Origin of the sequence: Rhodococcus tukisamuensis NBRC 100609 (assembly GCF_001894985.1) — a bacterium.
GTDB lineage: Bacteria > Actinomycetota > Actinomycetes > Mycobacteriales > Mycobacteriaceae > Rhodococcus_G > Rhodococcus_G tukisamuensis.
In genome coordinates this window covers 33,663-46,449 of the sequence record NZ_BCXG01000005.1, presented here as the reverse complement: position 1 = coordinate 46,449, position 12,787 = coordinate 33,663, and the positions used below count along the sequence as shown (strand labels likewise).

Here is a 12,787-nt window from a genome sequence, read left to right as displayed (position 1 = left end):
TCGCGCTGCCGCCTGGCCGGCGACACCTGGAACGGCCTTTTGGCTATTGAACCGCTGAGGATCGCTGTGCCGCTGCCAGCTTTCGGCGGCGCGCATCAGCATTGCGGCGTGCGGCTTCCTTGGCTTTGGTGCCGCGCTTCAGTTCACCGTCCTCAAATCTGATCCATCGTCGGGTCAGTAGCCACAAGGACTGAGCCTCCGCGTCGACGGCATTGGTAAAGATGCGACGACCGCTGACGTCGTGAGCTTGTTCGGCCAGCTCATACCAGGTTGGTCCTCGGTGGTGTTCGAACCGGAACGCCCCGATGCTCTGACCGACACGAAGGCCGACCGCGTCAGTGAGGACGCGTTCACGCATCCCGTGGCGGAACGCGTGGAATGTCGGGCCTGTGCACAGCGAGCGGGGGGTCTCATTGGACGCGAGCCAGCCGGCCTTCATCAGGCGTCGCATCAGCCGCGTCCGAGCACGGCAACTTGCAGGCAGCTCCAGCTCCTGAGTTCGGGCGAAGTCAATGATGGCAGGCGACACCATTACTTCCATCCAGGTTGGACCGTTCCCGCTCTGACTCCAGCATTGGTCGACGAGAGTGCCAAGGCACTGGCCGAGATCGTCGAGGTTCCTAACCCATTCGGCCATCGACCGTGAGCGGCGATCTCGCCGTTCCAGATCTCGGGCCATCTGTTCTACGGCGGCAGGGGTGGGAACTTGCCCCGCGCGAAGGAGCGCTGCGACCGCTGTTGACATCGGGGAGCCAGGGAGTGGCAGCACGAGCGCTGTCCGATGGAGTCCTGCGACACCTGGTGATGTGGCTCGGGCCAATAGGGCGTGGCCCCCGCGGACCTTGGTCAGCTTCATCGATTGCAGCCATGCCGCAGTGGCACTGTCCTTGTTGACTTTGGTGCCGTCGCTCTCGCCATTCGGCATGTGTCGGACTCCTTCAGATGCTTCGCCGGCCCGCTCCTTTCGCGGGATAATAGCTTGATGCCCTACTAGTAGGGCAGACTTTCGTACCTCAAGAACGGGTACTGGAATGCGTGCCGACCCGTCCTAGTCAAACCGACCCAGAGCGCTCTCGTGCTTGGGCCGAACGTCGCATGGAGGTGGGTGCTCGGATTAGGCAGCTGCGGATCGAACAGGGGCTGACGCAAGAAGCGCTGGCGCTGGAATCCGGAGTGACCCGCAACGTGCTGATACACGTCGAGCACGGTCGTCGAGGCCTGCTCTACGAGCGACTGTTTGATATCGCGGATGTCCTGGGTGTTTCGGCGGGGGAACTCCTCGGCGGATCTTCCAGCCGCTGACCCCAGCGGGCACCATCATGTGACCACTCGTAGGTGGGGTACTTGCTACAGGCGCTCGTTGTGTCGGCTCGCTCCTTGTTGGCTCAAGAGTCGGCGTCGCCATTGCGCCGGACTTTGGTCTCGCCGTTGACATGAACACCGAGTCGTGCGGTGCGCAGCTCCCCGAGGGAACGGGCGAGCTGCTGGCGTAGCTCGGCGTTCTCTTCGCTGAGTTTGCGAATACGCTGGTGGGCGAGTTCGAGTCGCATGAGCAGTGAGTCGTCGCTCGCGCGGGAAGCGGCGACCGGACGGGTTGCCCTTGCGTCGATCATTCGGAGCCGCAGAGATTGAAGTCGGTTCATCACATCCGGTTGGGAATAGATCCACGATCGAGACACCTGAGCTTGATGCGCGAAGTCGACGATGCTGACCGGCCGTTGGGCCTTCTCAAGCTCCGCAAGCAGTCGCGTGGCCCGTTGAAGTGTCTGGCGAGCGCGCTCACGGGCGTTCTCCGCCAGGGCCGCGGAATTATCAGCGTGCACCGTTCACCTCACGGGGTTCTTCGCTCTGTCTGCATTGACACGGGCTGTCGGGTCCGCAGCAGCCTGCCTTCTTGGATTCCAAGGATCCGATGATGTTGAGTAGGTTCCGTTCCACCTTCTCGTTCATCTCGGCTACTCGTTCGTGTCCGTGCTGACGTGCTGACTGGACCAACGCCTGTGTCTCGGTGAGCTGGGACTTGTGCTGGGGCAAGAACTCCGTCGTCGTGAGGAACATTGGACAGGTCAGGCAGGCGTTGGCGTACTCACAGGTCTGTTGCAGGGGCAGAGTGCAGAAGCCGTTCGGGAGTGCCATTTTCACCCTGGACAGACTGTTCTTGAGCCAGACGGCGTCGGCGAGTTCACCGTCGACCTCGTGGACCTCGTGGCCGGCAATATTGACTTTGGTTGCCTTGGACCATTCCTCGCGCACGGTCTCCATCGACAGCCTCGCGTAGTGCGCAGTCATGGTGTCCGAGTCGTGGTCGAGGAGCTTCTTGACGACGTGCTGTGGCACCCCGGTGTTGATCAGTCGGGTGGCGTAGGTGTGCCTGAACTGGTGGGGGTGCACGTGGGCAGGGTCACCGGTCGCCGTGCGGATTCCGCACTCGCGGATCCATTCTTTGAGGTACTTCGCGTATAAGGCGCGATCGATTGGCCGATCTCCGTCGAGATTGTTCCGGGTCATGGGGAACAGGACCGAACCGGTCGGGTGCAGCTGCCTGACCCGCCTTTGCTCGGCCGCGATGGAGCCGGCGAGCGCGTCGTCGATGGGGGTTCGAGCGTCCCGCCGCATCTTGTGATTGCGGTAGCGAAGGTAGGCAGCGCCGTGCTGGTCGTGGTCGAGGCAGTCGATGCCGAGTCGACGGGCGTCACCGACACGTATCCCGGTGCGTTGAAGGATCTCGGTCAAAACACGGAAGCGCGGTTCCCTGAAGCGGGACAGATTGGACTCGAGCTCCAATTGTGCAGCGAGGAACTCGGGTAGTGCCTTCTCCTTCAGGTCAGGGGCGTCGGGGTAATCCTCGTTGAAGATCATTGCCCCTGGTGAGAGGCCGGGCTCCCACCTGTGCTGCTGAAGCGTGCGTAGGAAAGATGCGAACCCGCCGAGATCTTTCCGTCGAGTGCAGGGATCGGGGCATTCGATCGACACCCAGGCGAGGTAGTCCTCGATGACTGGGCGATCGAGCGCCGAGGGAACCGGGACCTGGCGTCCAGTCCTCTCAAGAAACTGCCCGAATCGTGTGACTGCGAACAGGTTTGCTGCGGTTGCGGTCGCGCTGCTCCCGGTGGAGAGGCGCCAGCGGCACCACCGCTTTGCGGACTCACGGATCCACTCAGGCTGGATGCGATCGAATCGCAGCGTGGCAACCCGCTCACGAGGAAGTCCGATGTTCTTGAGCCTCCAGATGTCCTTGGGATATTCGGCATCCCAGCCGACTCGGCCCTCCAACCGCTCCAAGTAGTCGAGGCAGTCCCGGATAAACGCCACAGAGGTGCTCTGCCACCCCAGCCCGGGAATCTCGGCAATCATGGATGTCCACTCGTCGAGCGGATGCTCGCGAAGGGATACGGTTCCCTGTCGCTCGAGGCTGCGGATCAGCGGCATAAGCCGACGCGGCTGGGTCTTGAGCCGGTTCTCGTCGGCCCTGCACTGCAATCCATACTGAATCTCTCGGGCCAGGCCAGCGGGTAGTCCGCGCAGGTCGTAGGTGTCCGTGTTCACAACGTCAGTCCGCGCAGCGCAATCCGCGACGAACTGGTCGATTGGTGGTTCGCCCACCTTGCGCCACCTCGTCTGGTGAGTGGCGCACAATGGCCTTCGACGAGTGTCCGCGTCGAGCTCGCATCCGCCTATCGCACAGACGGGCTGACGATCAAGGGTGCGCGGCCCGCCCGCTGCGATCCAACTGTCGCGTTCCGGTTCGCCGACTTTGCGCCAATTCTGGTAGTGGCTCCCGCAGAGTTTCGCCATTGACCGGCCGCGGCGGCAATCGGGAACGATGCACGATGCCAGAACCCCACCCCGCCTGATCGGTGGTTGTCCGACCTGCAACCAGCCATCCACCTCGGGTTTTCCGTCCCGAATCCACCGCGAGTTGTGCCCAGAGCACAACTTCCTCGGGCTGACTGCACCGCGTTCGCAGTTGTCGACTCGGCATGGTGGCAATCCGAGCATTGGGTCGCCGGCTTCCGGGGAGATTATCCGCTCATCAAATTTCGGCCGGAGGGCTGCGACGATTCGTCCAGTGAGCTGCCCTTCTGGTTGGGGATCGAGCAGTCGGATCGGATTCACAGGACACCAGCCTTCTCGAGTTCGCCCCGTGCATCTTCGAGGTTCAGATGACCGTAGGTGTCGACCGTCGTTGAAATGGACGCGTGTCCCAGGAGATTTCGTACAACTTCGGCCGGCACGCTCTGCCGTAGAAGCTCGGTCGCGTAGGTGTGCCGGAAGGTGTGCGGGCTGAAAGCGATTCCGGTTTGGTTGCGGATCCGACAGACCAAGCCGTGGACCGCCGAGTACGTCATCGCTTCGCCGTGCGGTTGACCCCACAGATTGACGAACACGTAGTCGGAGTCAAGAGGTCCGTATTCTTCGTGCAGATAGTCGCTGTACAGCACGAAGGCTCGCGCAGGGATCGGCACCACACGAGACCGGGTCTTTGCTCGCGCGTGATTTGTATTGGTGCGCGCTCGGATCGCGACATCTCCCCGCCGTGGATTCAGGTCTTCGTGACGCAGCCCGAGCGCCTCTCCAATTCGGAGTCCAGAGCTACGCAAGAGCATGAACAGGAACCTGTCGCGGAGACGATCGCATGCTCCGATCACCGCCTCGACCTGATCTGGAGTCAGGGTCTTCGGATCGTGCTGATCCGTCTTCAGCGCAATCATCCGTTTGCGTACTGGATTGTGGTCGCCGCCCAGGTGCGCCAGGAACGGCTCCCATGACCCCGCAAGCTGTCCTTGTCGCTGCCAGGCCGTTATCGACTCGGCCAACTGGACGCCGTGTCGGGATTGGAACTCGTAGAACGAGGACACGGCCGACAACTTTCGGTTCACGGTGACCGCGGAGCACCGGGACCCACGCAGCGGGACAGTCGACGTTCCGCCTCGGCGCGCGTCGTCAGACAGCCCGAGCCAGGGTATGAACCGTCCAACGTCCTCGAGCTGGATCTGGTCCCACACGAGCTCGCAACGGCGTAGGTATGTGAAGAAGTCCTTCAAATCGTGGGCGTAGGCGCGAACGGTGTTGGGGGAGCGTCCGATCGCGGAGAGGTGCGCCAAGTAGGACTCCACCGGCTCGAGCACGCTGAGATCGTCGTCGAGCAGAGTCCAGGAACGACTCTCGTCGTGGGGCGCAATGACCAGCTGAACTCGCATCCTGACCTCCGCTGTTGGACAGTCAAGATAATCCGTCCGTCACAGAGTTTCGCGATGCTTACGGCTTCGTGTCACACGTGATGGACACAGTGCAAGGAAGTAGAGATAGCGGAAGGGATGCGCGTGGTTGTAGGTCGCGTAGACCGCGGCGAGCGCGTACGCCAGCCGGCCCGGGTCGACGCGGGGCCAGTCGGTCACCGCGACGGCGATCTCGACTTCCCGCAGGTAGCGGCCGATCGCGGCCACCGGCGCGAAGGCGTCGCCGTTCTTCGACAGCTCCACGAACCGGGTCTGCCCGGCCCAGCCGAACACGTCGCCGAACACCTGCCCGTGCAGGCGCAGGATGTGCTCGGCATCCACCGAGCGCACCGGGGTCGCCGCCCCTAGGTGGGCCTGCAGCAGCCGGGCGGCGGTCGCAGGGAACTCGACCTCGCGCAGCTGTCCGCCGTCGCGGAAGCCGAAGTTGTTGCGCAGCACCGACGTCCCGGTCACCAGGTACGGACGCGGCAGGGCGAGGCGGCGGCGTCCGGCGACGGGGAGCGCGGCGGCCTCCGACCGCCAGCGGGCCAGGCGGTCGGCGTGACTGCCGTCGCAGGTGGCCAACGCCACCAGGTCGGTGACGTGCTCACGCCGTGGCCGCCAGCCCTCGAGCCGCTCCGCGGCGACCGTCTGCTCGACCGCGTGTGTCTGGCCGTCGGTGAGGTCCGCGAACAGCTCCGGCCACCGGGCCGCGGGCCGCGGCGCCGCCGGCGCGGTCATGTCGCCGGTCCCGCGTACGCGAGCTTGCGCTGCACGCCCGCGACCTCCCGGACCGCGTTCGCCAGCAGGCTGCGGTAGAGCGGGGTCAGCGTGGCGATGGCCAGCTCGTCGGTGACCGGCAACCCCTGCTCGAGCTGTTCGCACTGGTGCCGCAGCCGGATCTGTTGCAGCACGTCGAAGGACTCGGCCAGCACCCGGGCGTCGTCGTCGGGAAGCAGTCCGCCGCCCGACGCGGCCTGCAGTCGTGCGGTCGTCGACCCCGCGTCGGACCCGGTGGCCAGGCCCGCCCAGCGAGCGACGTTGACGATCGGCATCACGCCCTGCGACTTCAGGTCCACGGTCTCGGTTCGCCGGGTCAGGATCTGGCGCAGCGAATGGATCCGGGCCTTGTCCTCGACCGCCTCCCGCAGGAGCAGTCGCAGCGCCTGGGGGTTCGCCCGGGCCCGCTCCGCGACGACGGCGGCAAGGCCGAGTCGATCCGCGCCCCACACCACCCGGCTGTCGGTCAGCAGCGAGATCATCACGATCCCCTTGTCCTGGTACGGATCGGCGATCCAACCGCCGGTGGCGCGCAGCCACTCACCACCCGACCGGGCGAACCTGGGCCGCGCGGCGACGGCGCCCTTGTCGTCGGACGGGAAGCCGCAACGGTCCAGCAGGTCGTGCACGCGTGCGGCGATCGCCATCAGGTCCTCGGCGCAGGCATCGGGGTCCTCGTCGGCCCAGGCCAGCGCGCTGTCCACGTCGGAGCCGGGCATGGCCTCGCGGCGCGCGACGCTGCCGAGTGAGAGCCAGGCGAACGGCGCCGCGCCGCCGTCGCGGTCCGCGGTCACGAGCTGCAGCGCCCGGGCCGCGGCCGCGTCGACGATCACCGACAGGATCGCGCTGACGTCCAGCGGGGCCACCCGCGCCCGCCACAGCCCCAGCACCAGGTCCGGGACGCGGGCGGCGGCCGCGACCAGCGCGTCCGGGTCGGCCGCCCGCGCGACCTCGCCGCGGAGCAGAAACCCGCTGCGGGTCGCGGCGGCGAGCAGGTCCACGTCCTCGAGCACGCCGAGCAGTGCGCCGGAGGCCGACCGCACCGGCATGTGCCGGACGCCGAGTTCGAGCATGTCCATCAGCACGTCCGCGCCGAGCCGGTCGGCGGGCACGGTGCGGACCGGGGCGGTCATCGCCGCCGACACCGGGGTGGCGGTGGTCAGCCCCGCGGCCACCACCTTCCGGCGCAGGTCGCCGTCGGTGAAGATCCCGTGCGCGCCCTCGGCCAGGGGAATCAGGACGCAGCGGCGGCCGGCGCGGGTCATCAGTTCGGCCGCCTCGCGCGCCGGCGTCTCGGGGGCGCAGGTGAGGGCGGGCCCGCGCAGGAGCTCGCCGGCCGGACGCATCGCCGGGTCGCGAACGACGAGCGGAGCGACGCGCGGGGCACCGGCTTCGGTCATGAGGCCCATCCTCGCAGGGCCGGCCGGTGCCGCAAGTCTGCCGGGGGAGGCGGTGAGGAAGCCGCAACGTCGACGAAACGGATGACATTGAGCCGCAACGCAATGGCTACATCGCGAAACCGGGGGGACACCCGTGGGGAACGGGCGGCGGAAAAACTGTCAACCGACAGATACTCCGCCACCCGGGAGAGCACATGACGACCGTCGCATCACAGCCGAAGGACCAGAGTCATCCGGATTCCGACGAACTCGCGGAGTTCGGGTACGAGCAACAGTTGCACCGCTCGCTCGGCAAGTTCGCCTCGTTCGCCGCCGGATTCTCGTTCGTCTCGATCCTGACCACGATCTTCCAGCTGTTCGGTCTGGGCTTCGGTTTCGCCGGGCCGGCCTTCTTCTGGACCTGGCCGGTGGTGTTCCTCGGCCAGTTCATGGTCGCGCTGTGCTTCGCCGAACTCGCGGCGCGGTACCCGATCTCCGGCGCGATCTACCAGTGGTCGCGGCGGATGGCGGGGGAGGTGATCGGCTGGTTCGCCGGCTGGTTCATGATCCTCGCGCAGATCGTCACCGCCTCCGCCGCCGCCATCGCACTGCAGGTGGTGCTGCCGAACGTGTGGAGCGGCTTCCAGGTCGTCGGCGACGACCCGTCGCTCCTGTCGTCGTCCGGGGCGGCCAACGCGGTGCTCCTCGGCTCGGTGCTGCTGGTGCTGACCACCGTCATCAACTGCATCGGCGTCAACTGGATGTCGCGGATCAACAACATCGGCGTCACCTGCGAGATCGTCGGTGTCATCGCGGTGATCGGCATGTTCTTCACCCACGCCCAGCGCGGGCCCGAGGTGGTGTTCGACACCGGTGCGGCCGGAGGGCAGCCCGGCTACATCTGGGCCTGGATCGTCTCCGGACTGATGGCCGCCTACGTGATGGTCGGGTTCGGATCCGCCGGCGAACTCGCCGAGGAGACGCGCAACCCGCGCCGCGTGGCACCCCGCACGATCCGTCTCGCGCTGTCGGTGTCCGCCCTCGGCGGCGGCCTGATGATCGTCGGAGCGCTGATGGCCGCGCCCAGCCTGACCGACGGGCGGCTCGCCACCGAAGGACTGCCGTACGTGCTGAACTCGATCCTGTCCTCGCCGTGGGGAACGCTGCTGCTGATCGACGTCGCGATCGCGGTGTTCGTCTGCACCCTGGCGATCCAGACCGCGGCGTCGCGGCTGATGTTCTCGATGGCCCGCGACGGCCGGCTCCCCGCCTCGGCGACGCTCTCGAAGGTCAACCCCCGCACCGGAACCCCGATCGCGCCGTCCGTGCTCATCGGACTGCTGTGCATCGCGGTCCTCGCCGTCAACGTCGGCAACTCGGCGATCTTCGCGACCCTGTCGAGTGTCTGCATCATCCTGATCTACCTGGCCTACCTGCTGGTCACTGTTCCGCTGCTGGTGCGGCGGCTGAAGGGCTGGCCGAACGGCGGACCCCAGGTGGACGCCGAAGGGAAGCCGCTGTTCTCGCTCGGCAGGTGGGCGCTCCCGGTCAACATCGCCGCCGTCGCCTACGGCGTCGCGATGGTGGTCAACCTCGCCTGGCCGCGCGCCGAGATCTTCAACCCCACGGGGGAGTACCCCGTCCTGCAGTGGGCCGGCCCGCTGACCGTCGTCGTGGTGGTGCTCATCGGAGCGCTCTGCTACCCACGCGGCAAGGCCGTCCCGAACCCCGTCACGATTGGAGCCTGAGCAGTGTCCACCACCAGCACAGCGAACACCGTCGCCGTCAACGGCACCGCCGTCAACGACACCGCCACCACCGCCGCCGCCCGCGACCACGCCCGCGCGCAAGCCGGGACGGTCACCGACTCGATGCCGGTGCTGCCCGCGTCCGCCTGGCCGAACCCGCCCGCCGGCGTCGCCGCCGACCGGCTCACCTGGGCGGAGACCGTGCCCGGCGGCCGGTACACCGCCAAGGTGCTGGCCCGCGGAACTCGGCTCCGGCTGCGCGATCTCGACGGCGCCGCGTGCGCGAACCTGCTGCTCTACCGCGCCGACGCGACCCACGAACGACTGAACGTCGCCGACACCGTCAAGGTGCCGTGGCAGGCCTACCTTGGCACCGGGCACCCGTTGCTCTCCGACGCCGGCCGGGTGCTCGCCACCGTCGTCGCCGACACCTCCGGCCGGCACGACGCCTTCTGCGGCACCACGTCGCTGGCCGCCAACACCGCGAAGTACGGCGAGGGCAGCGCGCATTCGGGCGCACCCGCGGGCCGTGAACTGCTCACCCTCGCGGCCGCCAAGCACGGCCTGACCGCCCGCGACCTGCCGCCGGTGCTCACTTTCTTCCACGGCGTGCGGGTGGAGTCCGACGGCGCACTCACCAGCGTCGGGACCGCCGGGGCCGGAACGGAACTCGAACTGCTGGTGCACCTGCCGGTGATCGTGCTGATCGCGAACACCGCGCACCCGCTCGACCCCGCACCGACCTATCCGACCACCTCGCTCGAGGTGCTCGCCTGGGCCGCCCCCGAGGACCTCGATGCCTTGGTCTCCGGCGCCGGGTCGGGGGACGACCCGGAGTACCAGCGGGCCGTGCTCAACACCGAGGACGCCGCGGCCGCCGCCGCACCGCAGTTCGGAAAGGACGCGAAATGACCTCCACCCGTACCGTTCCCGCACCCGGTTCGCTCGCCCTGGTTCCCGGGGAGGTGGTGCTCGACGAGATCGTCGGGGCCCGCGGGCCCTGGTCCGCGATCGTCCGGGCCGGCGACGTCCTGACGATCGTCGACCTGCACGGCAACCAGGCCGTCGACACTCTGCTCTACGCCGCCGACGACCACACCGTCCGCTACAGCGCCGCGGCAACGGTTGCGGCGCAGCGCAACCTGTTCCTCACCACCGGCAGCGTGTTGCGGTCCGACGACGGCACCGCCCTGATGACCCTGGTCGCGGACGAGGTTGGCAGCCACGACACCGTCGGCGGCGCCTGCTCGCAGGAGTCGAACACGCTGCGGTACGGGCACCACACCCGGCACCAGCACGCCTGTGTGGAGAACTTCCTGATCGAGGGCGCCAAGTGGGGCCTGGGCAAGCGGGACCTGGTCTCCAACATCAACTTCTTCATGAACGTGCCGGTGGACGCGGACGGCACCCTCGGCATCGTGGACGGGCTGTCCGCGCCCGGCAAGCGACTGGCGGTGCGGGCGGAGGTCGACACCCTGGTCCTGGTGTCGAACTGCCCGCAGGTCAACAACCCCTGCAACGGATTCGACCCCACCGAGGTGCGGATGATCGTCACCCGGCCGGAGGCGTCGTGATGAGCCCCGCCGGCGGAGACGGCCGCTGCAACACCGTCACTGTCCAGCGTCCCGGCATGCTCACCACCGTCCAGGACTGGCCCGGCCGGGTCGGCTACTGGCAGATCGGGGTGCCGCCGTCGGGTCCGATGGACGACCTGTCGTTCCGGCTCGGCAACGTCGCGCTCGGCAACGACGAGGGCGCCGCCGGACTCGAGTGCGCGATGGCCGGCCCCGCCCTGCGATTCGACGAGGCCACCACCGTCTGCGTCACCGGCGCCCCCGCGAGCGTCCGGGTCGACGGACTGCCGGTGCGGTCGTGGGCGCCGGTGGAGGTGCCGGCGGGCGGGGTCCTGGACGTGGGCGCGGCGTCCGGTCCCGGCCTGCGGATCTACGTGCTGGTGCGCGGCGGCCTCACCGTGCCCGACTACCTCGGCAGCGGTGCGACGTTCACGCTCGGCAGGTTCGGCGGCCACGAGGGACGGACCCTGCGCGAGGGTGACGTGCTGCGCTGCGGCGAGGGGAGTGCGAACCCCGGCGCCGCGCAACCGGTTCCGATGGAACACCGCCCGGTCATCGGCGGACGCTGGGAGATCGCCGTCACCGAGGGCCCGCACGGGGCGCCGGAGTTCTTCACCCGCAAGGACATCGACACCCTGTACCGGACCGACTACCAGGTGCACTTCAACTCCGACCGCACCGGCGTCCGACTGGTCGGGCCGCAGCCGGACTGGGCCCGCGGCGACGGCGGCGAGGCCGGCCTGCACCCGTCCAACATCCACGACAACGCCTACTCCGTCGGCGCCCTCGACTTCACCGGGGACACCCCGATCCTGCTGGGCCCCGACGGCCCGAGCCTCGGCGGGTTCGTCTGTCCGGTCACCGTGGTCTCGGCCGAACGCTGGAAGCTCGGCCAGCTCAGCCCCGGCGACACGGTCCGCTTCGTGCCGATCCGCGCGGAGCGCGCCGCCTCGAAACGCCAACTGGGACTGGGCCGGCGGGCCAGCCTGCCCGCCGTGTTCGGGGCGGGCGGCGACGGCGACGACGGGGTGATCGCCCGCCGCGACGGCGCCACCGCCGTCACCTACCGCCGCTCCGGCGACGACAACGTGCTTGTCGAGTACGGCGACATGACCCTCGACCTGGCGCTGCGGGCGCGGGCACACGCCCTGCACCAACGGCTCGACGCCGAGAAGCCCGCCGGCCTGCTGGACCTGACACCCGGGATCCGGTCCCTGCAGGTGCGCGTCGACCCCGACGTGCTGCCGGTGCCCAAACTGATGGGCCTGCTGGCCGAGGCCGAGGACCAGCTGCCGGACCTGTCGGAGCTGGTGGTGCCCAGCAGGGCGGTCCGGATGCCGCTGTCCTGGGACGACCCGTCCACCCGCGAGGCCATCAAGCGGTACATGAACGGCGTACGCGCGGACGCCCCGTGGTGCCCCTGGAACATTGAGTTCATCAGGCGGATGAACGGACTGGACTCGGTGGCCGACGTGTTCGACACCGTGTTCGGCGCGCAGTACCTGGTGCTCGGCCTCGGCGACGTCTACCTGGGCGCGCCGGTGGCCACGCCGCTCGACCCGCGGCACCGCCTGGTGACCACCAAGTACAACCCGGCGCGCACCTGGACGCCCGAGAACGCGGTCGGGATCGGCGGGGCCTACCTGTGCATCTACGGGATGGAGGGGCCCGGCGGCTACCAGTTCGTCGGCCGCACCACCCAGGTGTGGAACCACCGGCACCCGGAGCGGTCGGGGCCGTTCGAGGACGGCACGCCCTGGCTGCTGCGCTTCTTCGACCGGATCTCCTGGTACCCGGTCGAACCCGACGAGTTGCTCGAACTGCGCGCCGAGACCGCGGCGGGCGGGCCCGGCGGCGTCCAGATCACCGACGGCACCTTCTCGCTCGCCGAGCACGAGCGGTTCGTCGCCGAGAACGCCGAGTCGATCGCCGGGTTCCGGGCCGACCAGGCCGCGGCGTTCGGCGCCGAGCGCGAGGCCTGGTCGGCGGCAGGCGAGTTCGCCCGCACCCCGTCGTCGAGTGCTCCCGGTGAGGTGGCGGCCTGACGGGGCGGGGCGAAATGTCCGGCTTGCGCGGGAAGGGTGAAT

11 protein-coding genes are annotated in these 12,787 nt (G+C 68.2%); 5 read left to right on the top strand and 6 right to left on the bottom strand.

Annotated features, from left to right (window positions below; translation table 11 throughout):
- Nucleotides 1–43: 43 nt before the first annotated feature.
- Nucleotides 44–925 carry a hypothetical protein gene (locus tag RT2_RS25345; RefSeq protein ID WP_139191131.1) on the bottom strand — a complete coding sequence of 294 codons (882 nt, stop codon included), beginning with the start codon at nucleotides 923–925 and terminating at the stop codon, nucleotides 44–46.
- Between the two features lie 110 nt (nucleotides 926–1,035).
- Here RT2_RS25345 and RT2_RS07120 point away from each other — a divergent pair, with 110 nt between their 5' ends.
- Entirely contained in the window at nucleotides 1,036–1,302 is a 267-nt protein-coding gene (locus RT2_RS07120; RefSeq protein ID WP_072843862.1) for a helix-turn-helix domain-containing protein, read from the top strand.
- An 83-nt stretch (nucleotides 1,303–1,385) separates the two neighbouring features.
- Here the strand turns inward: RT2_RS07120 and RT2_RS25340 are convergent, their stop codons facing one another.
- From RT2_RS25340 to RT2_RS07095, 5 genes are all read right to left on the bottom strand, one after another.
- Nucleotides 1,386–1,823, bottom strand: a complete 438-nt coding sequence (locus RT2_RS25340; protein WP_139191130.1) for a DUF6262 family protein — start codon at nucleotides 1,821–1,823, stop codon at nucleotides 1,386–1,388.
- Nucleotides 1,813–3,603: a tyrosine-type recombinase/integrase gene (locus RT2_RS07110; RefSeq protein WP_169888199.1), complete on the bottom strand. Its 1,791-nt coding sequence runs from the start codon at nucleotides 3,601–3,603 to the stop codon at nucleotides 1,813–1,815. Before RT2_RS07110 ends, RT2_RS25340 begins: the two co-directional genes overlap by 11 nt.
- A 509-nt stretch (nucleotides 3,604–4,112) precedes the next feature.
- A complete protein-coding gene (locus tag RT2_RS07105; RefSeq protein WP_072843859.1) occupies nucleotides 4,113–5,201 on the bottom strand; it encodes a tyrosine-type recombinase/integrase in 1,089 nt (362 codons plus the stop codon).
- Nucleotides 5,202–5,240: 39 nt separating this feature from the next.
- A complete protein-coding gene (locus RT2_RS07100; protein WP_072843858.1) occupies nucleotides 5,241–5,960 on the bottom strand; it encodes a Fic family protein in 720 nt (239 codons plus the stop codon).
- On the bottom strand, nucleotides 5,957–7,399 hold the full coding sequence (locus tag RT2_RS07095; protein ID WP_245709159.1) for a putative nucleotidyltransferase substrate binding domain-containing protein: 1,443 nt from the start codon (nucleotides 7,397–7,399) through the stop codon (nucleotides 5,957–5,959). Before RT2_RS07095 ends, RT2_RS07100 begins: the two co-directional genes overlap by 4 nt.
- Nucleotides 7,400–7,593: 194 nt before the next feature.
- Here RT2_RS07095 and RT2_RS07090 point away from each other — a divergent pair, with 194 nt between their 5' ends.
- From RT2_RS07090 to RT2_RS07075, 4 genes are read left to right on the top strand one after another with little or no spacing between them, the layout of a single operon-like run.
- A complete protein-coding gene (locus tag RT2_RS07090; protein WP_072843857.1) occupies nucleotides 7,594–9,126 on the top strand; it encodes an amino acid permease in 1,533 nt (510 codons plus the stop codon).
- A 3-nt stretch (nucleotides 9,127–9,129) separates the two neighbouring features.
- A complete protein-coding gene (locus RT2_RS07085) occupies nucleotides 9,130–10,038 on the top strand; it encodes an urea amidolyase associated protein UAAP1 (RefSeq protein WP_072843856.1) in 909 nt (302 codons plus the stop codon).
- The gene (locus tag RT2_RS07080; protein ID WP_072843855.1) at nucleotides 10,035–10,700 is read left to right on the top strand and encodes an urea amidolyase associated protein UAAP2; all 666 of its coding nucleotides are present in this window, start codon (nucleotides 10,035–10,037) and stop codon (nucleotides 10,698–10,700) included. Before RT2_RS07085 ends, RT2_RS07080 begins: the two co-directional genes overlap by 4 nt.
- A complete protein-coding gene (locus tag RT2_RS07075) occupies nucleotides 10,700–12,745 on the top strand; it encodes a 5-oxoprolinase/urea amidolyase family protein (protein WP_072843854.1) in 2,046 nt (681 codons plus the stop codon). Before RT2_RS07080 ends, RT2_RS07075 begins: the two co-directional genes overlap by 1 nt.
- Nucleotides 12,746–12,787 lie beyond the last annotated feature (42 nt).

Excerpts from the sequence above, each read along its gene's own strand:
- RT2_RS25345 (WP_139191131.1), bottom strand. The coding sequence starts at position 925 with ATGCCGAATGGCGAGAGCGACGGCACCAAAGTCAACAAGGACAGTGCC.
- RT2_RS07105 (WP_072843859.1), bottom strand. The coding sequence starts at position 5,201 with ATGCGAGTTCAGCTGGTCATTGCGCCCCACGACGAGAGTCGTTCCTGG.
- RT2_RS07100 (WP_072843858.1), bottom strand. The coding sequence starts at position 5,960 with ATGACCGCGCCGGCGGCGCCGCGGCCCGCGGCCCGGTGGCCGGAGCTG.
- RT2_RS07095 (WP_245709159.1), bottom strand. The coding sequence starts at position 7,399 with ATGACCGAAGCCGGTGCCCCGCGCGTCGCTCCGCTCGTCGTTCGCGAC.
- RT2_RS07090 (WP_072843857.1), top strand. The coding sequence starts at position 7,594 with ATGACGACCGTCGCATCACAGCCGAAGGACCAGAGTCATCCGGATTCC.
- RT2_RS07080 (WP_072843855.1), top strand. The coding sequence starts at position 10,035 with ATGACCTCCACCCGTACCGTTCCCGCACCCGGTTCGCTCGCCCTGGTT.
- RT2_RS07075 (WP_072843854.1), top strand. The coding sequence starts at position 10,700 with ATGAGCCCCGCCGGCGGAGACGGCCGCTGCAACACCGTCACTGTCCAG.